The sequence below is a fragment of the Mesobacillus sp. genome, from assembly GCF_057785455.1.
In genome coordinates, this window is record NZ_JBYNSB010000060.1 from 99,734 (window position 1) to 121,932 (window position 22,199).

The 22,199-nt window shown below is 40.4% G+C and carries 21 protein-coding genes and 1 other annotated feature; of the genes, 17 read left to right on the forward strand and 4 right to left on the reverse strand.

The annotated features are described in order from the left end of the window. Nucleotides 1-27 precede the first annotated feature (27 nt). From opp4B to AC3EBE_RS21840, 4 genes are all read left to right on the forward strand, one after another. The gene (opp4B, locus tag AC3EBE_RS21825) at nt 28-993 is read left to right on the forward strand and encodes an oligopeptide ABC transporter permease (RefSeq protein ID WP_488597130.1); all 966 of its coding nucleotides are present in this window, start codon (nt 28-30) and stop codon (nt 991-993) included. A gap of 11 nt (nt 994-1,004) precedes the next feature. After that, on the forward strand, nt 1,005-1,913 hold the full coding sequence (opp4C, locus tag AC3EBE_RS21830; protein WP_488597131.1) for an oligopeptide ABC transporter permease: 909 nt from the start codon (nt 1,005-1,007) through the stop codon (nt 1,911-1,913). A gap of 685 nt (nt 1,914-2,598) precedes the next feature. Continuing rightward, nucleotides 2,599-2,814, forward strand: a complete 216-nt coding sequence (locus tag AC3EBE_RS21835; protein WP_488597132.1) for a YuzI family membrane protein — start codon at nt 2,599-2,601, stop codon at nt 2,812-2,814. An 81-nt stretch (nt 2,815-2,895) separates the two neighbouring features. Continuing rightward, nucleotides 2,896-3,642 carry a DUF3603 family protein gene (locus tag AC3EBE_RS21840; RefSeq protein WP_488597133.1) on the forward strand — a complete coding sequence of 249 codons (747 nt, stop codon included), beginning with the start codon at nt 2,896-2,898 and terminating at the stop codon, nt 3,640-3,642. A gap of 511 nt (nt 3,643-4,153) precedes the next feature. Here AC3EBE_RS21840 and trpS read toward each other — a convergent pair. Together trpS and AC3EBE_RS21850 are read right to left on the reverse strand one after the other, a co-directional pair. Continuing rightward, entirely contained in the window at nt 4,154-5,146 is a 993-nt protein-coding gene (gene trpS, locus AC3EBE_RS21845) for a tryptophan--tRNA ligase (RefSeq protein ID WP_488597134.1), read from the reverse strand. Nucleotides 5,147-5,206: 60 nt separating this feature from the next. After that, nucleotides 5,207-5,430 (reverse strand) — a binding site (T-box leader). Between the two features lie 74 nt (nt 5,431-5,504). After that, nucleotides 5,505-5,777: a DUF3899 domain-containing protein gene (locus tag AC3EBE_RS21850; protein WP_488597135.1), complete on the reverse strand. Its 273-nt coding sequence runs from the start codon at nt 5,775-5,777 to the stop codon at nt 5,505-5,507. A gap of 365 nt (nt 5,778-6,142) precedes the next feature. On the opposite strand from AC3EBE_RS21850, the gene AC3EBE_RS21855 reads away from it, so the two are divergent. From AC3EBE_RS21855 to AC3EBE_RS21880, 6 genes are all read left to right on the forward strand, one after another. Beyond that, nucleotides 6,143-7,843 carry a peptide ABC transporter substrate-binding protein gene (locus tag AC3EBE_RS21855; protein WP_488597136.1) on the forward strand — a complete coding sequence of 567 codons (1,701 nt, stop codon included), beginning with the start codon at nt 6,143-6,145 and terminating at the stop codon, nt 7,841-7,843. 139 nt (nt 7,844-7,982) lie between these two features. Then, complete coding sequence (gene opp3b, locus AC3EBE_RS21860) at nt 7,983-8,912, forward strand: oligopeptide ABC transporter permease (protein ID WP_488597137.1); 930 nt, start codon at nt 7,983-7,985, stop codon at nt 8,910-8,912. Then, a complete protein-coding gene (gene opp3C, locus AC3EBE_RS21865) occupies nt 8,912-9,940 on the forward strand; it encodes an oligopeptide ABC transporter permease (protein ID WP_488597138.1) in 1,029 nt (342 codons plus the stop codon). The genes opp3b and opp3C overlap by 1 nt, the downstream gene beginning before the upstream one ends. A gap of 18 nt (nt 9,941-9,958) precedes the next feature. Beyond that, nucleotides 9,959-10,993, forward strand: a complete 1,035-nt coding sequence (locus AC3EBE_RS21870; protein WP_488597139.1) for an ABC transporter ATP-binding protein — start codon at nt 9,959-9,961, stop codon at nt 10,991-10,993. 22 nt (nt 10,994-11,015) lie between these two features. Further along, nucleotides 11,016-11,957: an ABC transporter ATP-binding protein gene (locus AC3EBE_RS21875; RefSeq protein WP_488597140.1), complete on the forward strand. Its 942-nt coding sequence runs from the start codon at nt 11,016-11,018 to the stop codon at nt 11,955-11,957. 188 nt (nt 11,958-12,145) lie between these two features. Then, on the forward strand, nt 12,146-13,372 hold the full coding sequence (locus tag AC3EBE_RS21880) for a putative glycoside hydrolase (protein WP_488597141.1): 1,227 nt from the start codon (nt 12,146-12,148) through the stop codon (nt 13,370-13,372). Between the two features lie 114 nt (nt 13,373-13,486). On the opposite strand, the gene AC3EBE_RS21885 is transcribed toward AC3EBE_RS21880, so the two are convergent. Further along, a complete protein-coding gene (locus tag AC3EBE_RS21885) occupies nt 13,487-13,669 on the reverse strand; it encodes a hypothetical protein (RefSeq protein ID WP_488597142.1) in 183 nt (60 codons plus the stop codon). Nucleotides 13,670-13,878: 209 nt separating this feature from the next. On the opposite strand from AC3EBE_RS21885, the gene AC3EBE_RS21890 reads away from it, so the two are divergent. The 7 genes from AC3EBE_RS21890 to pepF all read left to right on the forward strand — a co-directional run bounded on the left by AC3EBE_RS21890 (nt 13,879) and on the right by pepF (nt 21,810). Further along, nucleotides 13,879-14,448: a GNAT family N-acetyltransferase gene (locus AC3EBE_RS21890; protein WP_488597143.1), complete on the forward strand. Its 570-nt coding sequence runs from the start codon at nt 13,879-13,881 to the stop codon at nt 14,446-14,448. Nucleotides 14,449-14,958: 510 nt separating this feature from the next. Then, the gene (spxA, locus tag AC3EBE_RS21895; RefSeq protein ID WP_207498861.1) at nt 14,959-15,354 is read left to right on the forward strand and encodes a transcriptional regulator SpxA; all 396 of its coding nucleotides are present in this window, start codon (nt 14,959-14,961) and stop codon (nt 15,352-15,354) included. A gap of 33 nt (nt 15,355-15,387) precedes the next feature. Further along, complete coding sequence (locus AC3EBE_RS21900; RefSeq protein WP_488597144.1) at nt 15,388-15,522, forward strand: hypothetical protein; 135 nt, start codon at nt 15,388-15,390, stop codon at nt 15,520-15,522. 571 nt (nt 15,523-16,093) lie between these two features. After that, nucleotides 16,094-16,762 (forward strand): adaptor protein MecA, encoded by a 669-nt coding sequence (mecA, locus tag AC3EBE_RS21905; RefSeq protein WP_488597145.1) that lies wholly within the window; start codon nt 16,094-16,096, stop codon nt 16,760-16,762. Between the two features lie 170 nt (nt 16,763-16,932). After that, nucleotides 16,933-18,444: a cardiolipin synthase gene (gene cls / locus AC3EBE_RS21910; RefSeq protein ID WP_488597146.1), complete on the forward strand. Its 1,512-nt coding sequence runs from the start codon at nt 16,933-16,935 to the stop codon at nt 18,442-18,444. Nucleotides 18,445-18,616: 172 nt separating this feature from the next. Then, nucleotides 18,617-19,852, forward strand: a complete 1,236-nt coding sequence (locus AC3EBE_RS21915; RefSeq protein WP_488597147.1) for a competence protein CoiA — start codon at nt 18,617-18,619, stop codon at nt 19,850-19,852. 140 nt (nt 19,853-19,992) lie between these two features. Next, nucleotides 19,993-21,810, forward strand: coding sequence for an oligoendopeptidase F (gene pepF, locus AC3EBE_RS21920; protein WP_488597148.1), 1,818 nt, complete (start codon nt 19,993-19,995; stop codon nt 21,808-21,810). Between the two features lie 47 nt (nt 21,811-21,857). Here the strand turns inward: pepF and AC3EBE_RS21925 are convergent, their stop codons facing one another. Then, nucleotides 21,858-22,034, reverse strand: coding sequence for a hypothetical protein (locus tag AC3EBE_RS21925; RefSeq protein ID WP_488597149.1), 177 nt, complete (start codon nt 22,032-22,034; stop codon nt 21,858-21,860). Nucleotides 22,035-22,199: the final 165 nt, after the last annotated feature.

Genomic DNA, 22,199 nt, shown 5'->3' on the forward strand with positions numbered 1-22,199 from the left:
CCACTTATTCAGTTAAGGAGAATGCATATGCTTAAGTACACTCTAAGACGCATCATCGGCATGATTCCTATGCTTTTCCTTATCTCTATTGTAGTGTTTTCCCTGGCGAAACTTATGCCAGGGGACTCACTCAGTGGGGAAATCGATCCGAATAATACGGATCCGGCATACATAGAAGAGATGCGGGAGAAGCTCGGATATAATGATCCAATTCACGAACAATATTTCAGATGGATCGGGAATTTCATGCAGGGTGATTTCGGAAAATCGACCCGATATAAGATTCCTGCCAGCGAAATCATTGCAGAACGTTTGCCTAATACTATTTTTCTAGGATTCTCAAGTATTGTGATAACCTATCTCCTTGCATTCGCAATGGGTATCTACTCAGGCAGGAAGCCATATACACTTGGTGATAATGCCATAAGTACAGCAAACTATATAGGACTGGCACTGCCGGCATTCGTTGCAGGTGTGTTCGCAATTTATTTCTTCTCATTCACTCTAGGCTGGTTCCCTTCTAACGGATCGGTTGATATTTCCGTTACAGAAGGAACTTCTGCTTACTGGTTCAGCAGGCTGCATCACGTATTCTTGCCTGCAATTGTATTAGGATTATTGAGCACTGCAAGCTATACGCAGTTTTTGCGTAATGACATTATAGAAAACAGCCGAAAAGACTTTGTCCGTACAGCAAGAGCAAAAGGAACTGCAGAAAGTAAGATTTACAATCAGCATATTTTAAGAAATTCAATGATCCCGCTGATTACCTTCCTTGGATTCGATATCGTGGCACTGGTAGGCGGAGCAATCATCACTGAAACAATTTTCACATACCCAGGAATTGGACAACTATTCCTGAACTCGGTATCTCAAAGAGATTATCCGGTGCTGATGACATTGACGATGATGTTCTCATTCTTGACCCTTTTCGGTAACTTAGTTGCAGATATACTTTATGGAATCGTTGATCCAAGGATCAGGCTTGATTAAGGAGGATGGCTATGGAAATTTCAACAGCAAAAAATACACAGATTAACCTGAAGCCAGAAAAAGGCTTGTCTCCATGGGCCATCGCTCGCAAAAAATTTGTGGCAAACAAATTGGCGATGACAAGCTTGATCTTTTTGATCTTCGTTTCGATCATTTCATTTTTGGCTCCATATATAACTACAATTGATATTACTAAAATCAATATTGGCTCAATGTCACTGCCACCATCCTCTGAACATTGGCTTGGAACAGACAAAAGCGGACGTGATGTATTCACGAGACTTCTTTACGGCGGCAGGATTTCCTTGCTTGTTGGTTTAAGCTGTACATTCTTCGTCATTTTGTTTGGGACAGTTGTCGGTTCAGTGGCCGGTTATTTCGGCGGCATAGTAGACAGCATGTTAATGAGATTTACAGATTTCGTACTTAACTTCCCATTCCTTGTATTTGTTATCGTGTTAGGTACAATTTTCTATGGTAAGTTAAACGGACTTGTTGTCCTTATCATGGTTATCAGCTTGCTTAGTTGGGGAGGAGTTGCGAGGATCGTGCGAAGCAAGATCCTGGCAGAGAAAGAGAATGAATACATTCTCGCTGCCATTTCAATTGGCTGCTCACCTTTCAAAGTAATCGTCAAGCATTTATTGCCAAACGTACTCTCAACAATCATTGTTCAAGCTACGATCCTGTTTGCTGGTATGATTGTGTCGGAGTCAGCGTTAAGCTATCTGGGCTTCGGTGTACCTGCTGAAATCCCAAGCTGGGGAAATATGCTTTCATTCGCAAATGAACCAGACGTATTACAAGGAAAACCATGGATTTGGATTCCGCCAGCTCTTGCAATCACATTGACTATCCTTTCCATCAACTTCATTGGTGAAGGATTAAAGGATGCACTAAACCCAAGATCTCGTCGTTAAAAAATCTACCAAACACAGGTAGATTTTTTATTTTGGATTGAAGGTGATCGCCATGTTTTTGGTGAGTGATTTATTCATTAATTAACGGGGAGAGGTTGTAACTCTTCCTTTTTTTGTGCCTTGCAACCTTCGATTCTTATCTTTACTGAATCCTTGAGTTTTAATTTCTGTTGTTGAGTGAGTAATATCCTGAAACACCATTATAATAAGGGCTGTTTTCGCAAAGATTATTGCTTGCACCAATGTTGAATTAAGATCCTGTTGCTCTTCGTTCCAGGCGCGCAGACTCCTTCGGGATGAAGCGGGACAGGTGAGACCTAGGTAGAAATGGCCCGGAATGAAGGGGCCATTTTACCCCGCAGGAGCAAAGCGGCGAGGAGGCTCACCGCACGCCCCAAGAAAAATTTGCTCTGGAAAAAGACGGCAATTGGGCTTTTTTATAATTTTTCAAAGGAAAGCGAAGCGCCTGGAACGGAAATCAACAGCTTTTATTGCAAAGCCTTCTTTAAAAACCATTTAGAAGGAGATTCTCAAAAGCATATACAATAGCAACAAAGTATTAGAAAAGAGCCTTAATAAAAGATACACAGTACTGCTCACCCAACCTCTTACATATAGATATATATAAATGGACAGGCCGGGGTGATGGCAGTGTATAAGTTGTACGATGAAGAGAGCAAACCTTATGCTGTTTAGATTATCCGTATTAGTGATCGGTTTTGGGATCGCTGTATCTGGTGGCATAAGCACAATTGCATATTTAAATATGGTTACTGCAGGTCACGGTTTCAGCGAATACTTTTCCTTTATTTCTAAGAGAGTAGAATGCTATCTCCTGCCAGCAGGCATCTGTATCATCTGGCTTAGTATCTATTGGCCACATAACAATGAAGAAAATTGATCTTCCTTTTAAGGAATAATTTTACTTAGTGCTGCCCATACTGATGGACAAACAGTTTCTTGAAGTGAGGGGTTATAAATCATGTTGTATCTTCATGATGTCTGGGTAAACTGGTTCGAAGGGGAAGAAAACGGCTATAATGTCTGCCATTTTCACGAATGGCGGAAGGATGATGGAGTTGAGCTTCTAGACCAGGTGCCGCTTCTGAAAATTGATCATGTGCTATTTAATTATATCGAAAATGATTTATCAGAATTGCCTCAACAGCTTCTGGATGACATTTATCGAAAGGCATATTTAAGAAAAAATCATGAGCGTACTCAACTTGATTACTGCTTTGTCGTCTCAGATGGCACAGGCATCCTGGCGGTTGACACGATTGGATACAATATCCCGATCAGGAAGAGCAGGCTGATTCCAAGGCAGGAACAACTGGTGTATGAAATGATTGAAAACCAGGAAACGATTCACTATGGCTTCAATGACCAGACTGCACTTAAGGATTTTCACATATTGTCACCTTCTCCTGACCTGATGAAGGGCCTTACAAGGAAGGAACGGCAGCTGAAGCAGCTATTGTTCATGGCAATGGACCAGCTTAATTCCTCTAAAAACGTCGCTGAAGTGCGCTACTGGTTCACTGAGTGGAAACCAGAACTTTATGAAGAAATCCAGCGGTTATCTTTTGATGAAGTTTGGGAGCAGCTATTTGAAGAAACAAAGTTTGGATGGTCAAACAAACATGAAAAATTCTGCGAAAACTTAATAAAGGGCCAGGCATTTTTCGAAAAGCTATGGGAAATGGAGCATGGACCTAAAGTTAACTAAGGAGCTGAGATTGATCAGCTCTCAGTTTTTCAACAAAGGGCAGCGAGATCCTCTCGCTGCCTTTGTCTGTTACGAATACTATAGTAGAAAGTGTGAGTTGCCATCCAGTAGTATTATTCAGGTTAATGTTTTAGGTGGTGCTCATGAAGCCAAAATAACCGGAGAAATTCCGCCAATCATTTATAAAATGGTACAGGAGGTTGAAATAAGCGGATATAATCCGGTTACTGCCTCTAAATGTGCCTAATAATGAAAGACTTTAATCATATAAGCGGAAACACTTCACTTATTTCGCTTGAAATCACGATGTTTTACAAAATAAACGGAAATTGTCCGTCTATTTTATGTACCCATGAAATACCAGAGCCTAAAAACTAAAAAGAAAGGCTGTACGCAAATTAACAAACTAGGAGCTGTTTTATATAATCTCTTTTATTATGCCCATTAATAAATGTATGAAAGGGATTCCGCTTTAAAAAAGGAGCTGAAACCAATTCAGCTCCTCACGGATTTACTTTCTTTTCTTTCGGCCTAAGCCCATCGCATTCTCCATTTTGCCAAGCATTTTGCCGGCGACACGGTTCGCTTTTTCAGCACCGCGGTCAAGAATATCATCCAGTTCAGGAGAATCGATCAATTCATAATACCTTTTCTGGATCGGCTCAATTACATCGACAACGACCTTTGCGAGATCCCCCTTGAAATCCCCATAGCCTTTGCCTTCATACTCGGCTTCCAGTTCCGCAACTGATCTTCCGGAGAGGATAGAGTAAATGGAGAGCAAGTTGGAAATACCCGGCTTGTTTTCTTTGTCGTACTTCACGATTCCTTCTGAGTCAGTGACGGCACTTTTAATTTTCTTTTCAATTTGCTTTGGTTCATCGAGCATAGAGATGAATCCTTTTGTATTCGGGTCGGATTTGCTCATTTTCTTTAATGGATCCTGCAGGGACATGACTCTGGCCCCAACCTTGGCGATCCGAACCTCAGGGATAGTAAAAATCTCGTTGTATTTTTTGTTGAAGCGTTCAGCGAGATCCCTGGTAAGCTCCAAATGCTGTTTCTGATCTTCGCCGACAGGTACAAGATCGGTTCCATAAAGCAGTATGTCCGCAGCCATTAGCGGAGGATACGTTAAAAGTCCCGCAGACACAGCTTCTTTTCCAGTAGATTTATCTTTGAACTGAGTCATTCTTTCCAGTTCGCCAATATAAGCGACACATTGCATCATCCATCCAGCCTGTGCATGGGCAGGAACTTCTGATTGGATGAAAAGTGTTACTTTTTCAGGGTCAATTCCTGAGGCAATATAAAGAGCAGCAAGGCTCTTAATGTTCTTTCTAAGCTGCTGCTTTTCCTGCGGGACAGTGATTGCATGCTGGTCAACAATACAGAAGTAGCAGCTGTATTCATCCTGTAATTCTGTAAATTGTTTCATGGCCCCAATATAATTACCAAGGGTAATAGTCCCGCTTGGCTGGATGCCGGAAAAGATTGTTTGCATTGATTTTTCCTCCTGTTATTTAAAAAAGTATATAAAAAAGACCATCCGCCCCTACGAAATTGTAGGGACGAATGGTCCGTGTTGCCACCCTAATTACTCACTGCTGAGTCACTCTGCCCATGCATGATGCATGGCTGCCTTTAACGCAGGGATACGCCTGGATCTACTTAAGTTCGAAACAGGGGCTCAAAAGTCCATTCCAAATGCCAGGCTGTTTGTTCTCACCACCCACAAACTCTCTGAAAGCCTTAAACAGATGTACTATTCTTTGTCATTGCCTTTGAATGCAATTTTCCATTTTATTAAAAATGATTATAAACAAATCGCTGCCAGGATGCAAGAGACACTGGCTAAGATTTTACAGATAATAATAATAAAGGGCTCCCAGCATGCCAATGAAGTCAAGCAATCCTACAATCAGAAAAGGGTGCGTGTTGAATGTAATCAGTTCAGAAAGAGGAGTAACTTCATCAAATGCTTTCTTTTTGCCTTCCTCGTCCTTACCGGCGAAAACTGTTCGGAAGGAATAGGAAATCGCATCAAAGAATCCGGAGTTGACTGTAAAAACTAGCAATGAGGTGAAAAGCAGAAAGCTTGCAATATAAAAAGAAATATTTATATAGTTTAACAATGAAATTTCTCGAGAAAAGGCAAGAGAAATTACTAAAACTATGATTTGAGAAGCTATAAACCCCAAAAAAATTTTCCCAACACTCTTACTCATTTTACCAATTCTCCCCTAAATTATTATTTTAGAAAAGGTATTTTCAAAAATATTCTAAAAAAAACACCTGAATATTACAAAAAATAATGCTTATAAATAAGCCTTAAAGGCTTATAAGTCACCATTATACCATACATTCTTAAGGAAATTTATTACTATTGTTTCAAAGTTGTAAATTTTTCACGTAAAAATATTGAACATTTATTTCAATCTATGTATAATAGGGAATGTAAAAAGTTTTCAGAAAACAACAAAAAAGAGGGGGCATAACTTTGAAAAAGTCAAAATTTTCATTGCTTTTAGTTCTTACTCTAGTATTCTCTCTATTTCTGACTGCATGCAGCGGAAATAATGATGCTGGAGAAACGCCTAAAGATGACAATGGCACTAAAGGCGAAGACACTGCTGCTAACGTACCACAAGAATTAAGAATGCTTGATTCTTCTGAGATCCCTACAATGGACACTGTTCTTGCTGAAGGATCTACATCATTCACTTACATAAATAACGTAGGTGAGGGTCTATACCGTCTAGGTCAAGACCACAAGCCAGTTCCAGCTCTTGCTGATGGCGAACCAACAATCAGCGAAGACAAGACAGTATATACTTTCAAACTTCGCGATTCAAAATGGTCTAACGGAGAGCCTGTAACAGCTCAAGATTTCGTGTTTGCTTGGCAGCGCGCAATCGATCCTAAGACTGCTTCTCCATACGGCCCGTACATGATGGGTGGCAAAATCAAGGGTGCTGCAGAAATCACTGAAGCTGGTGCTGCTGGCAAGCCTTACGATCTTAACACACTAGGTGTTAAAGCTATTGACGAAAAGACTTTGGAAGTAACACTTGACAAGCCAGTTGTTTACTGGGCTGACCTATTCGCTTTCCCAACATTCTATCCGCAAAACCAGAAGTTTGTTGAAGAAAAAGGCGAAGCTTTCGCAAGCAATGCTGAAAACTTACTTTACAACGGTCCTTTCAAGATGACTAAGTGGGATGGAACTGATGCTACTGAGTGGGTACTTGAAAAGAACGAAAACTACTACAATGCTGACAGCGTTAAACTTGAAAAAATCACTGTAAACGTAGTTAAAGATTCTAACTCAGCTGTAAACGCATTCGAAGCTGGCGAAACAGACATGACTGGATTGCTTTCTTCTGATATCGTTCCTCAATACGAAGGCGACGATCGTATGCTTAGCTGGATGGAGCCAACTGTATTCTGGATCAAGATGAACCAAAAGAACAAGGCTCTTGCTAACGTAAACATCCGTAAGGCAATCGCAATGGGCTTCAACAAAGAAGACCTTGCTGCTAGCATCCTGAACAACGGTTCTGTTGCTGCAAACTATTTCGTACCAAAAGATTTCGTAACTCTTGATGGCGAAGATTTCCGTGAAAAGAACGGCGACATCGTAACTTTCAATGCTGAAGAAGCTAAGAAAGCTTGGGAAGCTGGTCTTAAGGAGCTTGGCGTAGATAAGTTAGAACTTCGCTACCTTGGTGGAGACACTGAAGCAGCTAAGAAAACTGATGCTTACATCAAAAACCAATTAGAAACAAACCTTCCTGGCTTAACTGTTAAGCTTGAAAGCGTTCCTTTCGCAGTACGTCTAGAGCGTGACAACGCTATGGATTACGATCTTCAATTCGCTGGATGGGGTCCTGACTATGGTAACGCATTATCATTCACAGACCTTTGGATCACTAACGGCGGAAGCAACAGAATGGGTTACTCTAACCCTAAATACGATCAGTTGATCAAGGATGCTCAAGGCAAACTTGCAACTGATGAAAAAGCTCAGTGGGAAGCACAGCAAGAAGCTGAAAGAATCATGCTTGGCGAAGACTTCGGTCTAGCTCCAGTTTACCAGCGTGCTGCTAACATCCTATTGAATCCAAACGTTAAAGGTCTTGCGATCTATAACTATGGTCCTGACTACTCATTCCAATGGGTAACTATTGAAGGTGAATAATAACTGAAGCAGTTTCTTATTTCAGAGTGTAATAATTCTGATGATAGAAAGAGAGTATATCTAGATATACTCTCTTTTTCCCTGTACGGCATTTGTCGAACAATAGGGAAAATTGAAATAATATAGGAGGTGCACACATATGGGAAAATACTTGCTTAAAAGGTTTTTTTATATGTTTTTAACCCTATTCATTATCGCGTCCCTTACTTTTTTCCTAATGAAAATCATTCCGGGTACGCCATTTGCAAGTGCAGCTAAATTGCCGCCTGCACAATTGCAAATAATGAAAGCGAAGTATGGATTGGATCAGCCGGTCCCTGTCCAATATGCAAAATATATTGGCAATCTGCTGCAAGGAGATCTAGGCATCTCATTCCAATTCAACAATACACCTGTAACAGATCTTATGATTAAACGTCTTGGTCCGTCCATGCAATTAGGTGCACAGGCGATGGTCGTAGGTACGTTAATCGGAGTTCTGCTCGGTATATTTGCTGCTTTGAGACAAAATACCTGGGTGGATTATAGCTCTACCTTTGTAGCGGTACTCGGTAAGTCTATTCCTAACTTTGTATTCGCCGGTGTGCTTCAATATTATATGGCTGTTAAGCTGGGCTGGTTCCCGGTACTATTCTGGAGAGGATTTGAATATACAATCCTGCCAACCATTGCTTTATCCATGCTGCCAATCGCAATCGCAGCCCGATTTATGAGAACTGAAATGATCGAAGTACTAAGTTCTGATTATATTACGTTGGCGAAAGCAAAGGGAGCGAGCTTCTTTGAGATTGCATTCAAACATGCATTGAGGAACGCACTGATTCCACTGGTGACTGTTCTCGGACCATTAGCAATTTCATTGATGACTGGTTCTCTTGTTATCGAGAAAATTTTTGCGATTCCTGGTCTCGGTGAACAATTTGTAAAATCGATTACAGTTAATGATTACCCTGTTATCATGGGAACAACCATTTTATTTGCAGCATTATTCGTTTTCATCATCCTTGTAGTGGATATTCTTTATGGAATCATTGATCCACGCATCAGGCTGTCAGGAGGTAAGAAGTAATGGCTGAGTTTGAAGCAAAAATTCCAAAAGAACGTTTTAGACCTGCAGAAATTGATGCGTCTAAAGGTGAGGAAATTAATAAGCCGAGCTTGACCTTTTGGCAGGATGCCTGGATGCGCGTCCGCAAGAACAAGGGAGCATTGGTAAGTTTGATTGTCATGGCCCTCATCATCATCATGGCATTTATTGGGCCATTAATCAGCGGTAAAGAATTTGATACGCAGAATGTAAGGCATAATCACCTTCCGCCAAGAATTCCAGTCCTTGAAAATATTAGCTGGCTTCCATTTGACGGTGTTGTTGTCAATAGGGCAGGAAAAGAAATTAACATGTATGAACAGAAGAAGGTTGATGAGTATTATTGGTTCGGTACTGATGCACTTGGCCGCGACCAATTTACCCGAGTTTGGAAAGGTACACAAATCTCTTTATATATTGCTTTCCTTGCTGCACTGATTGATATGATCATTGGGGTAGCATATGGCGCAATTTCTGGTTACTATGGCGGAAAGCTTGATAACGTCATGCAGAGGATCACAGAAATTCTTGTTGGCATCCCACTGATGATTGTGGTAATTCTGATGATTCTATTGCTTAAGCCAGGTATTATCTCCATCACAGTAGCGCTTACGATTACAGGTTGGGTTGGTATGGCCCGTGTTGTTCGTGCACAGGTACTGAAGCTTAAAGAACAGGAATTTGTTCTGGCTTCCAAAACATTAGGTAACAGCAATGGCAAAATCATTTCAAAACATTTGCTGCCAAACCTTGCAGGTGTTATTATCATCAACACTATGTTCACCATTCCGAACGCAGTATTTTTCGAAGCTTTCTTGAGCTTTATCGGACTTGGTTTACAGGATCCATTAGCATCTCTTGGTACATTGATTGATGAAGGCTTCAAAGTGTTGAGATTATATCCTCACGAAATGATAATTCCAGCAATTGTCATTAGTATCATCATGATTACCTTTAACATGCTGGCAGACGGATTACGAGATGCGCTTGATCCAAAAATGCGCGATTAAAAGGGTAGGTGAATAATTATGGAAAATATTTTAGAGGTTAAAGATTTAAACATCTCTTTCCATACATTCGCGGGGGAAGTAAAGGCGATTCGCGGTGTGAATTTCGAACTTAAAAAGGGAGAGACCCTGGCGATCGTAGGTGAGTCGGGTTCTGGAAAATCAGTAACAACTAAAGCAATCATGAGATTATTACCTCCTGGAAACTCGGAAATTAAAAGCGGACAGATTCTATTTGACGGCAAGGACTTGACTAAGCTGACAGACAGACAAATGCAAAAAATTCGTGGAAAAGACATTTCGATGATTTTCCAGGATCCGATGACATCCTTAAACCCAACAATGCAAGTTGGAAAGCAAATCATGGAACCGCTGATCAAGCATCAAAATATGAGCAAATCAGCTGCTAAAGAACGTGCTTTGCAATTGCTTAAGCTTGTAGGTATTCCAAAACCGGAGATTCGCATCAATCAGTATCCGCACCAGTTTTCAGGCGGTATGAGACAAAGGGTTGTTATTGCGATTGCATTGGCATGTAATCCTAAGGTATTGATTGCAGATGAGCCGACAACTGCTTTGGATGTGACAATCCAGGCCCAAATCCTTGAATTGATGAAGGACCTGCAGAATAAAATCGACACATCCATTATATTTATCACGCATGACCTTGGCGTTGTTGCAAACGTTGCTGACCGTGTGGCAGTAATGTACGGTGGTAAGATCGTCGAAATTGGTACAGTTGATGAAGTATTCTACAATCCACAGCATCCATACACATGGGGTTTGATCAGTTCAATGCCAAGCCTGGATGCGAAGGAAGAAGATCTTTATGCTATACCTGGCACACCGCCAAACCTATTGAACCCGCCAAAAGGAGATGCATTTGCTCCGCGTAACGAATATGCAATGCAAATCGACTTAGAAGAACAGCCTCCAATGTTCAAAGTTTCTGACACACATTATGCTGCTACGTGGCTGTTGCATCCGGATGCTCCTAAGGTAGAACCGCCAGCAGCGGTGAAGAGCAGAATGCGTAAATTCACAGGCGTGAAATAACGGTAAGAGGAGGACTGGCATAATGGAAAATAGAGAAAAGCTTCTTGAAATCAAAAACCTGAAGCAATACTTCAATATGGGGCAGGCAAACGAAGTCAGAGCTATTGACGGAGTCTCTTTTGATATTTATAAAGGGGAGACACTAGGCCTGGTTGGAGAATCTGGCTGCGGTAAGTCAACAACAGGCAGAACGATTATCAGATTATATGATGCAACAGATGGTGAAGTACTTTACAAAGGTGAGAGCGTTCACGGAAAGAAAAGCAAAAAAGACCTGAAGAAATTCAACAGAAGCATGCAAATGATCTTCCAGGACCCATATGCATCACTAAATCCAAGGATGAAAGTTTCTGATGTCATCGCAGAAGGTATCGACATCCATGGGCTGGCTAAAAGCAAGCAGGAAAGAATGGAAAAAGTCTATTCACTGCTTGAAACTGTTGGCTTAAATAGAGAGCATGCCAACCGCTACCCACACGAGTTTTCCGGCGGACAAAGACAGCGTATCGGAATTGCCCGTGCACTTGCTGTACAGCCAGAATTTATTATTGCAGACGAACCTATTTCAGCACTTGATGTTTCCATTCAGGCTCAGGTTGTCAATCTGATGAAGACATTGCAGCGTGAAAAAGGGTTAACATACTTGTTTATCGCACACGATCTTTCAATGGTTAAATATATCAGTGACAGGATTGGGGTCATGTACTTCGGTAAGCTGGTAGAACTTGCACCAGCTGATGATCTATACAACAATCCACTGCATCCTTACACTCAATCATTATTATCAGCAATTCCTCTTCCGGATCCGGAATCAGAGAGGACTCGCCGTCGTAAATCCTACGACCCGAACGTCCATCAATATGCTGATAACGAAGAAGTTAAGATGAGGGAAGTTGCTCCTGGACATTATGTATATTGTTCAGAGAAAGAATTGAAACAGTATCAGCAGCAATATGTAAAATAAACTTAACGATCTCATTACTTGAGATCGTTTTTTTGTTTAGGCTGGACAAAATCATGGTTAAACAACAGGAAATAGATTAGGAATTAAATTCCAGCAGAGAAAAATAATTCTATTATATCTAAATATGTCGAAAGTGGGTAAAATAGATTCATAGATAGGATTCCAAGTTTCATATAATTAGAAATGACATGTCAAGGTATAAGGAGAGATGGTCGGTGCAGCTCAAAAAAATAACAGCCGCAGCCTTAGTTGCTGCCTCTTTTTCACCATTAAATCCGGCAGCATACGCAGAAGAGAAAGCTCATGGTTCAGAGGATTTGCCGGTAAGGGTGCATTCGTCTTTGGTCCGTGAAATACCTGAGCAAATGCCTAGATTCAAATTTGAGTCAGGATACCATTTTGAGTATCCAGATGCTGTTAGAGGGATTTATGTAACGGGCCATTCAGCCGGAGGAGAAAAATTCAGACAGCTGACAAAGCTTATAGATGAGACAGACTTAAATGCAATGGTAATCGATATAAAAGACGATCATGGATATCTTAAATATAAACCTGATGAAAAATCTGCTTTTAAAGATATTGGAAAGCCTTATATCAAGGATCCGCAAAAGCTTTTAAAGACACTGGAACAGAAGCAGATTTACCCAATTGCCAGAGTAGTAGTTTTCAAGGATACAGCTCTTGCGAATCAAAAGCCCGAGTGGTCTTATAAAGAAGGAAACACTGTTTGGAAGAATGGCAGGGGGGAATCCTTTGTAAACCCATTCGTAAAAGAAGTTTGGGATTACAATGTCCAAATTGCGATAGAAGCAGCAAAAATGGGGTTCCAGGAAATACAATTTGATTATGTACGATTTCCCGAAGGCTTTGAAAACAGAGATGCCTCATTGATATATTCTATGGGTGATTACAAGGATGTACAAATGGACAATGTTCAGAAACGCGTAAAGGCTGTTACTGATTTTGTCTCGTATGCCCGCGAACAATTAAAGCCATATGGTGTAAAAGTTTCTGTCGATATTTTTGGCTACACTGCTACATTGCCCGAAGCACCGGGTATTGGACAAAATTTCTCGAAAATATCAGAACATGTCGATGTGATTTCCTCCATGATTTACCCTAGTCATTGGACATCCTATTTTGGCATTGCCAAGCCGGATACAGAACCGTACAGGCTGGTTTCTGAATATGCAAAGCTTGAGAAGACAAAGCTGGAGCAGTTAAAGACTCCCCCTGTCTCACGGCCATGGCTTCAGGATTTCACCGCATCCTGGCTGGGCAGTGGAAATTACCTGAAGTATGGCAAGAAAGAAGTAGAGGAACAAATCCGCGCATTGAAGGATCAAGGCATAAACGAATACCTTCTTTGGAACGCAAGTAACCGATATACACAAAATGTAGATTATACTCCTTGAAATTAAAAGCGGATGATTAAAAAAAGGCGTGAAATGAGTAACTCATTTCACGCCTTTTTTCATATCATTAGGATATGTCTGTTTAGATATGTATAATATTACATGGAAAACGTTTTACTTTTTGCCGCCTACGTTCTTCCACCCTGTTTGCATACGGGCAGACTGATCTACAAATTCTGTTCTGTTTTTGCGGCCAAAGAATTTAGTGCCAATTCCATTCGTGATGACACCAATAGTCGCAGTTATTCCCACCACTAGCAGAGTTACGATCGTTAAGTCCAGTATGTAATCGCCCATGATAAACCTCCACCTTTTTTTTCACCATTCATGTCTATGAAGGTGATAAATATAAATACATGATCCCCATACATCTATATTTTAAAAGAATTGTCGGTGTATTAAAAGAACTTTATAAAGAAAAAATAGGAGAAGTGTCTTTATCATGTTTTATATAAGAAAAGCTGGGTGCTTATCGGGTGATAAAAAAATCGAAAAGGAGATAAGCAATGCATTGGTATGAAAAACTGAATCAATATTTCCCTATTGAAGAAATGAAATCCAGAGAACACATGGAGACCCTTTTAAAAGAAAGGTCTGAGATTTATCATAAGGATGAAGGACCTGGACATGTATTGATGTATGTTGAGACAGATGATTTTGTGTTTATCGACTATCTCTTTGTTGCTAAAGAAACTCGCGGCCAGGGACTTGGCCATAAATTGATTGAAAAGCTAAAGGAAAAAGGAAAGCCGATCATTCTTGAAGTAGAGCCAATTAATTATGAAGATACTGATACAGAAAAACGACTCAAATTCTATAAACGTGAAGGGTTTGAACATGCCCGGACAATCGGATACCGCAGACGTTCACTTGCGACAAAGCAAATCAATGAAATGGAAATCCTGTACTGGGCGCCAGATCATGCACCTGAAGAACTTGTGTACGAAGCAATGAAAAAAACCTATAACATGATCCACACATATAAGGATAGAAAATTCTATGGAGAATCCTATCAGCCTGTTGAGGAAGTTTTAACTCTTGAAGAGAAAAGGGACGATATGCTGTCGGATATTTAACCCAATGGTCTTGTTATATTCAATGTCGGTTATCGGCATTCCTGTTAAACAAATCCAAAGCGGCAACATTCAAATAAGCAGCTCAAAGATTCGCAACCAAGCTCAGTATGCATTGGTTGCGTTTTCATTTTCATAATCCAAATGAGAATTTAAAAAATTTATTAATAAATGTTTATAGGGTTATGAAACGGGTAAATAATAATAAATTACAAATTACCGACAAAATTCGGATGAATTATACGAATATTTTTATATAACGCTATGGCAAGGGTGATGAAAAAAATATAAAATGAATGAAACTTTTTGCATTTTGATTCGTTATATATTATAGAGGACAAAAACCTTACATAGTTGCCCGCAAGATTTTTTTAAAAGGGATACCTTTTATCGTAGCATTGGTGTATAATTAACAATATGAATTACAAAATTATACTTATTATTATTTAAGAAAACATACGCTTTTTCAAGCAAATAATATATAAGTAAATCCAAGGGAGTGTGAATTAACCAATGGTCACTTTATACACTTCACCAAGTTGTACTTCTTGCAGAAAAGCAAAGTCCTGGCTTGAAGAACATGAAATTCCTTATACTGAAAGAAATATCTTCTCAGAGCCTTTATCGATTGACGAAATAAAAGAAATTCTGCGAATGACAGAAGACGGTACAGACGAGATCATTTCTACACGTTCTAAAACATTTCAAAAACTTGATGTAAATCTCGAAACGATGCCGCTGCAAGAATTGTTTGAATTAATCAAGGAAAACCCAGGTCTGCTGCGCCGGCCAATTATCATTGATGAAAAGCGCCTGCAGGTTGGATATAATGAAGATGAAATTCGCCGATTCCTTCCTAGGAAAGTACGAACTTTCCAGCTTCGTGAAGCTCAGCGACTTGTCAATTAAAACAGGGCTCCCTATTTTAGGGAGCTTTTTATTATGCCTTTAGGTAAGAATAATATATATGAAAAGCAGGCAGTTTGGCTTGCCGGAACTTCATGGAAAATACTAGGCGTCTGGAAATGTCAAAATAAAGCTTTGTTTACAAATGGCTTTATTAAAACAGGATGTTGATTTTTAAACCCTGTTGCTCTTCGTTCCAGGCGCGTAGACTTCGGGATGAAGCGGGACAGGTGAGACCCCGGAAGAAATGGCCCGAAAAGAAGGGACCATTTTTCCCCGCAGGAGTGAAGCAACGAGGAGGCTCACCGCACGCCCCAAGAAAAATTTGCTCTTGAAAAAAGCCGGCAATTGGGCTTTTTCATAATTTTTCAGAGGAAAGCGAAGCGCCTGGAAAGGAAATCAACAGCCTTGTTTAACATAGCCAACAAATTAAAAAATTCCTTATTATTAACCGGTTCCTGGACAGGCAGTGGAATTGAATTGTTAACACATTTCTGATAAAATGTAAAGAATACTTTCATTTTATTTTGTATGAGCCTTTTCTAAAAATGGGTGTATATTTTATTTCCAAATTGGCTTATTATAACATAAAATAAAAGTACAAGATTGAAATTTCTATTTACCTTCCCTGTATAAAAACAAGGTGATTTAGACTTATTTATTAAGGGTAAAAGAAAAAGACCAACAGCTTTTGGGGGTATTTAGTCCCTTCAAATCTTTGCCTGGAAGGGAGAGAAAGCAAATGGAAATCGAACGTATTAATGAAAATACGGTTAAGTTTTATATTTCTTATATGGACATTGAGGAGCGGGGATTCGACCGTGAAGAAATCTGGTATAACCGCGACCGCAGTGAAGAACTTTTTTGGGAGATGATGGATGAAGTCCATGCCGAAGAAGAATTTGGTGTTGAAGGTCCATTGTGGATTCAGGTTCAGGCCCTTGAAAAAGGTCTGGAAGTGCTGGTGACAAAAGCCCAGCTTTCCAAGGAAGGAACGAAATTTGAGCTTCCTCTTCCAAATGATAAGCTAAAAGATCTTCCAGTTGATGAACGCATAGAAGAATTGCTTGATCATCAGTTCAATTCCAAAGGGATGGATGATGAGCCAGCTTTTGAGGATGACCTTGAATTCATGCTGCACTTCAAAGACCTTGAGGATATCATCGCCCTGTCTAAAAGACCTGGATTAGACAAAATCACGACAAGCTTGTACAGCCTGTCTGACAAGTATTATTTATACATTGAATTTCCCGAGCAGGACTTTGAAGATGAAGAGGAAATAGACAATATATTAAGTGTTCTTCTCGAATACGGCCTGGAATCAAGCATTACGATTCACCGTCTTGAAGAATACGGCAAAAAGATTATTGGTGAAGATGTATTTAGTGTGATAAGGAAGCATTTTAGCTGACCAGGAACCGATTTCAGTGATGAAATCGGTTTTTTTGGTCATATTGTACGATACTATATTAAGGCGTAAATTTTTGAATCCATTCTTAAATCCAAAACGTATGATTATTGGTCCCCGTAAATCCTGCATGTTTAAATCGGGGAATTAGAGATAGAAGTTAGGTGAATACCATGAGAAACACAGTCCGCATTTCTTTTTTTATCTTACTGCTAGCTGGTGTGTACTATCTTTTTTACGAAAAACTAGACGCTTCATATCTGGGTTACATCAGTATTTTTATGTCCCTTACCGTAATTTTTATAAGCTTTGTCATCTTCCTTGAAAACCGCCATCCGTCCCAAACATTGACCTGGCTCGTCGTGCTTGGCGGCTTCCCGCTTGTCGGGTTCATTTTTTATCTGCTGTTCGGCCGTAATTATCGTAAAGAAAAAATGTTCCGTAAGAAATATTTTCTCGACAAACAAACCTTTTTGAAAGTCGAGGGTGGAGCAGAACGGGTCAATGAAAGAAGAATGCTTGAGATGGAGGAGGATCACCGCAGATTATTCACTCTTGCCCAAAAGCTTGGCAACAGCCCGATATCATTCGCAACCTCCACAAAAGTACTTACAAATGGAGATGAGACCTTCAGCCATATACTTGATCACCTGAAAAAAGCCACCCATCATATCCATATGGAATATTACATTGTCAGGAATGACGCTATTGGTGAAGAGATTAAAGAGGTATTAATGGCAAAAGCAAAACAAGGAGTGAAGGTTCGTTTTCTTTATGACTCAGTTGGCTCCTGGAAGCTTTCGAAAAAATATGTCCGCGATTTGATTGGTGCTGGTGTCGAAATGGTTGAATTCGGACCAGTAAGGCTGCCGTTCTTGAATAGTAAATTCAATTTCCGGAATCACCGCAAGATTATTGTCATCGATGGTTCGGTTGGGTTTGTTGGCGGACTGAATATCGGTGATGAATATCTTGGCAGGGACAAGAGTTTTGGATTTTGGCGTGATACCCATCTGATGGCTAAGGGAGAAGCGGTGCGAAGCCTGCAGCTCATTTTCCTGCAGGACTGGTTCTACATGACAAATAATAGCCTTTTGACGCCAGAGTATTTATCGCCAGCCCTTGAGGAAAATACCCATGGCGGGGTCCAAATGATCGCCGGGGGGCCTGACAATGAATGGAGTGTCATCAAGAATATTTTCTTCTCGATGATATCATCAGCCGACAAGTCAGTCTGGATCGCCTCACCTTACTTCATACCAGATGAAGATATATTCTCGGCGATAAAGGTCGCGGCGTTGAGCGGGCTTGACGTCCGGCTGCTGGTGCCGCAGCGTCCGGATAAAAAAATTGTATTCTATGCCTCCCGTTCTTATTTTCCGGAACTATTAGAGGCAGGTGTGAAAATTTACGAATACAAGAAGGGCTTCATGCATAGCAAAATTGTTATCGTTGATGGCCAGCTGGCTTCGATTGGCACATCCAATATGGATATGAGAAGCTTCCATCTCAATTTTGAAGTCAATGCATTCCTTTATAAAACAGCGAGTACCGAAATGCTGGTTAAGGAATTTGAACATGATATGCTTGATTCAATTGAAATCCAAATGGATGATTTCAGTAAAAGGCATATTGGTTACAGACTGCTTGAATCCACATCCAGATTATTATCCCCGATGCTTTGAACCCGGATTATTTCCGGGTTTATTTATTTTTTTATAACACAGTTTCAGAAACGAAATTCTATTTCCTGTTTTAGTTTCCATGTCCAGCAATGTTCATCTAAAGTTCACTTTTCTCGAGAGGGAAGGAGATTCCTTTGCCGAATGATTTATAGGGGAAGGAGGCGCATAAATAGTGCTAGTAGCAAAAAGGGCAAATGGAATAAGACTGTCCCTCGCCCAGCAGTGGGATAAAAAAGAATTGACTGCAATGAGGTCGAAAGAAAAGTTTTATTGCCAGCAGTGCAATGAGGAGGTGATCATGAAGCTTGGCAGCAAGAAGATTTGGCATTTCTCCCACCAGCCAGGCAGCACCTGTGAGCATGAATATGATCGTGAATCTGAGTATCATCTATCAGGTAAACTCCAGCTCTACAATTGGCTGATCAAACAAGGAATCAATGCTGAATTGGAGAAATATGACCCAGCTGCCAGGCAAACACCAGACGTAGTGTTTCATTATGAAGGGAAGAGGTATGCACTGGAATTCCAATGTTCTGTCATACCTGAGGAAGTTTTTATCAAGAGGACTGAAACCTATAAGGCAAATGGATATATTCCGATTTGGATTGCGGCAGAATCTTTAATACGGCGTTCAGGCCAACATACTGTCTCACTAAGCAACTATCTTTATCTATTTATGAGAAGGCCAGGATTGCATTGGTTCCTCACTGCTTATTGTCCGATTTCCGGCCAGTTTATAAATCTTCAGCATGCTGTCCCTGTAACATCCAGAAAAGCATTGACCGGGATAGAAGTCAAATCAATTCAAAAATCAACTCTAAAAGAAGTCATTTCTCCCTCCAATGAACAACACACTCCTATTTTAAAACAATGGCGAAAAGAACTGCTCAAGTATCAATCCCGTTATGTTCAGTACCCAGGATCGATGCAAAATGATTTTCTTCAGGAATTATACCGAAACCGCATGCATATCCTTCACCTTCCACCATTTATTGGAATCCCTGTGCCATCAGCTCAATTCATTGAAACGCCGCCGCTCATCTGGCAGACGTATCTCTATTTGGACATTTTTATGAAGCTGGGAAATGGCCAAGTTTTTAACAAGAAGTATATTTACAAAGCAATTGAAAAGCGGGTTTATTGCGGAAAAATCCAGCTTCGGAATCTGCCTCTGGCTGGACGGGGAGATTTTAAAGATGCGGTCGATGAATATATTTCTCTTTTAAAGATGTTTGCTATCATTGTGAAAATATCTCCTCAGGATTATAAACTTAACCGAGAATGGAAGATTTCTGCTACTTTTGACGAACAACAGACAGCGGTGTCCTTATTTTATAAGGATCATGGAAAAATTATTGAATCATTTTTTAGAAACGAACATGAAAAGGTTAGTACCTGCGTAAAATAATGTGGTTAAGAAGTGGGTATATAGATCTTGAAAAACTTTATATCATATTTTCGCTAAATAGGAGGAAAAGAGAAATCCATAGCGAATTTATGATATTAGAAAAGTTTTTCGTATAACGAAATGTCGTAAGGAGGACCAATATGTCGAATGAATCTACAGTTAAAAAATTGCCATCAAGACAAGAAGTAGCCGTGGAAGATACATGGAGACTTGAGGATATTTTTGCGAGTGATGATGTTTGGGAAAAAGAATTTACTGAAGTGAAGAGCCTGATTCCCAGCATCCAGCAATATCAAGGAAAGTTGGGCGAAAGTGCAGAACAGCTTTACAATGCACTTCAATTACAGGATAAGCTGCTTGAGAGACTTGGACGGTTGTATACATATGCCCATATGAGGTATGACCAGGATACTGCGAATTCTTTTTACCAGGGGCTGGATGACCGGATCAAGAATTTATATTCCCAGGCAGGCAGTTCTTTAGCGTTTATCGTGCCTGAAATCCTTGCTGTCGATGAGGAAAAAATCAAAGGCTTCCTGGAAGAAAAACCTGAATTAAAGCTATATGAGCATGCCCTGGAAGAAATCAACCTCCAGCGCCCGCACGTACTGTCAGCTGAGCAGGAGGCTCTATTGGCAGAAGCATCGGAAGTCATGAGCTCGCCATCCAACACATTCGGTATGCTTAATAATGCCGACCTCGAATTTCCATCAATCAAGGATGAGAATGGGGAAGAGGTCGAAATTACGCACGGACGTTATATCCGTTTTCTTGAAAGCAGTGACCGCAGGGTTCGCGAAGATGCCTTCAAGGCTGTTTACAAGACATATGGCAGCTTCAGGAATACATTCGCAAGTACACTAAGCGGCAATATCAAGAAGGATAATTTCAATGCCAGAGTACGCAAATATGATTCAGCAAGACATGCTGCTCTTTCCGCGAACAATATACCTGAAAGTGTCTATGAAAATCTTGTCAATACGGTAAATGCCAACCTGCATCTTCTACACAGGTATGTCAAATTGCGCCGCAAGGTTCTTGGCCTTGAAAAACTGCATATGTATGACCTCTACACTCCGCTCGTGAAAAATGTGAAAATGGAAATTCCATATTCAGAGGCGAAGGAATATGTTCTGAAAGGTCTTGCTCCTCTGGGTGAGGAATATAATAATGTGCTTAAGGAAGGCTTTGAAAATCGCTGGGTGGATGTGCATGAAAACAAAGGGAAACGCAGCGGTGCCTATTCTTCCGGCTCATATGGCACAAACCCATATATCCTGATGAACTGGCAGGACAATGTGAATAACCTCTTTACACTGGCACACGAGTTTGGTCATTCCGTCCACAGCTATTACACAAGGAAGACACAGCCATATCCATATGGAAACTATTCAATCTTTGTTGCTGAAGTAGCATCAACTTGCAATGAAGCATTGCTGAATGACTATATGCTAAAAACAATCGATGATGAACAGAAGCGTCTTTACCTTCTGAATCATTATCTGGAGGGCTTCAGGGGAACAGTTTTCAGACAAACGATGTTTGCTGAATTCGAGCATCTGATCCATCAAAAAGCACAGAATAATGAAGCGCTGACTGCAGACTCTCTCACAAAAGATTACTATGAACTGAATAAGAAGTATTTCGGTGAAGAAGATATTGATATTGATGAAGAAATCGGCCTTGAGTGGTCAAGGATCCCGCATTTCTATTACAACTACTATGTCTACCAGTATGCTACCGGCTTCAGTGCTGCAACAGCGTTGAGCAAGCAGATCCTTGAGGAAGGCCAGCCAGCTGTGGACCGCTATGTCGATTTCCTGAAAGCGGGAAGCTCCGATTACCCAATCGAAGTCCTGAAAAAAGCTGGAGTAGATATGACTAGCCCAAAACCAATCGAAGAAGCTCTTAAAGTATTCGAAGAAAAGCTGGATGAAATGGAAAAAATGCTTTCTTAATATAAGGAAACCGGCCCGATATGGCATTGGGCCGGTTTTTACGTTGCTTAGAAACCTTTAAAGCTTTTCCTGTTATTCGCATAGACCAAAAATAAGAACAGCGATATAAAAAGAATGGGGGAAGTAAGGTATAAAGGAATGAGATGCATCAGCCCGCCAATATGAAGAACAAACGAAAACAGGAAGAACAAAATCAAAAGCAAAACAGCAAACTTAGACATCATGTTTTCCTCCGGACAATAGGATAATTGTTAAATATTTATGCAGCTGGGCCCTGATTATGTATAGGATTTGACAATATTGTGAAATAAGACACAAGTATATTGAGATAGGAATTGGGGTATGTTATATTAATAGCGTGAAGTTGATCACTAGCAAACATTACCCCT

Excerpts from the sequence above, each read along its gene's own strand:
- opp4B (WP_488597130.1), top strand. The coding sequence starts at position 28 with ATGCTTAAGTACACTCTAAGACGCATCATCGGCATGATTCCTATGCTT.
- opp4C (WP_488597131.1), top strand. The coding sequence starts at position 1,005 with ATGGAAATTTCAACAGCAAAAAATACACAGATTAACCTGAAGCCAGAA.
- AC3EBE_RS21835 (WP_488597132.1), top strand. The coding sequence starts at position 2,599 with ATGCTGTTTAGATTATCCGTATTAGTGATCGGTTTTGGGATCGCTGTA.
- AC3EBE_RS21840 (WP_488597133.1), top strand. The coding sequence starts at position 2,896 with ATGTTGTATCTTCATGATGTCTGGGTAAACTGGTTCGAAGGGGAAGAA.
- trpS (WP_488597134.1), bottom strand. The coding sequence starts at position 5,146 with ATGCAAACAATCTTTTCCGGCATCCAGCCAAGCGGGACTATTACCCTT.
- opp3b (WP_488597137.1), top strand. The coding sequence starts at position 7,983 with ATGGGAAAATACTTGCTTAAAAGGTTTTTTTATATGTTTTTAACCCTA.
- opp3C (WP_488597138.1), top strand. The coding sequence starts at position 8,912 with ATGGCTGAGTTTGAAGCAAAAATTCCAAAAGAACGTTTTAGACCTGCA.
- AC3EBE_RS21870 (WP_488597139.1), top strand. The coding sequence starts at position 9,959 with ATGGAAAATATTTTAGAGGTTAAAGATTTAAACATCTCTTTCCATACA.
- AC3EBE_RS21875 (WP_488597140.1), top strand. The coding sequence starts at position 11,016 with ATGGAAAATAGAGAAAAGCTTCTTGAAATCAAAAACCTGAAGCAATAC.
- AC3EBE_RS21880 (WP_488597141.1), top strand. The coding sequence starts at position 12,146 with ATGTCAAGGTATAAGGAGAGATGGTCGGTGCAGCTCAAAAAAATAACA.
- AC3EBE_RS21885 (WP_488597142.1), bottom strand. The coding sequence starts at position 13,669 with ATGGGCGATTACATACTGGACTTAACGATCGTAACTCTGCTAGTGGTG.
- AC3EBE_RS21890 (WP_488597143.1), top strand. The coding sequence starts at position 13,879 with ATGCATTGGTATGAAAAACTGAATCAATATTTCCCTATTGAAGAAATG.
- spxA (WP_207498861.1), top strand. The coding sequence starts at position 14,959 with ATGGTCACTTTATACACTTCACCAAGTTGTACTTCTTGCAGAAAAGCA.
- AC3EBE_RS21900 (WP_488597144.1), top strand. The coding sequence starts at position 15,388 with ATGCCTTTAGGTAAGAATAATATATATGAAAAGCAGGCAGTTTGGCTT.
- mecA (WP_488597145.1), top strand. The coding sequence starts at position 16,094 with ATGGAAATCGAACGTATTAATGAAAATACGGTTAAGTTTTATATTTCT.
- cls (WP_488597146.1), top strand. The coding sequence starts at position 16,933 with ATGAGAAACACAGTCCGCATTTCTTTTTTTATCTTACTGCTAGCTGGT.
- pepF (WP_488597148.1), top strand. The coding sequence starts at position 19,993 with ATGTCGAATGAATCTACAGTTAAAAAATTGCCATCAAGACAAGAAGTA.
- AC3EBE_RS21925 (WP_488597149.1), bottom strand. The coding sequence starts at position 22,034 with ATGATGTCTAAGTTTGCTGTTTTGCTTTTGATTTTGTTCTTCCTGTTT.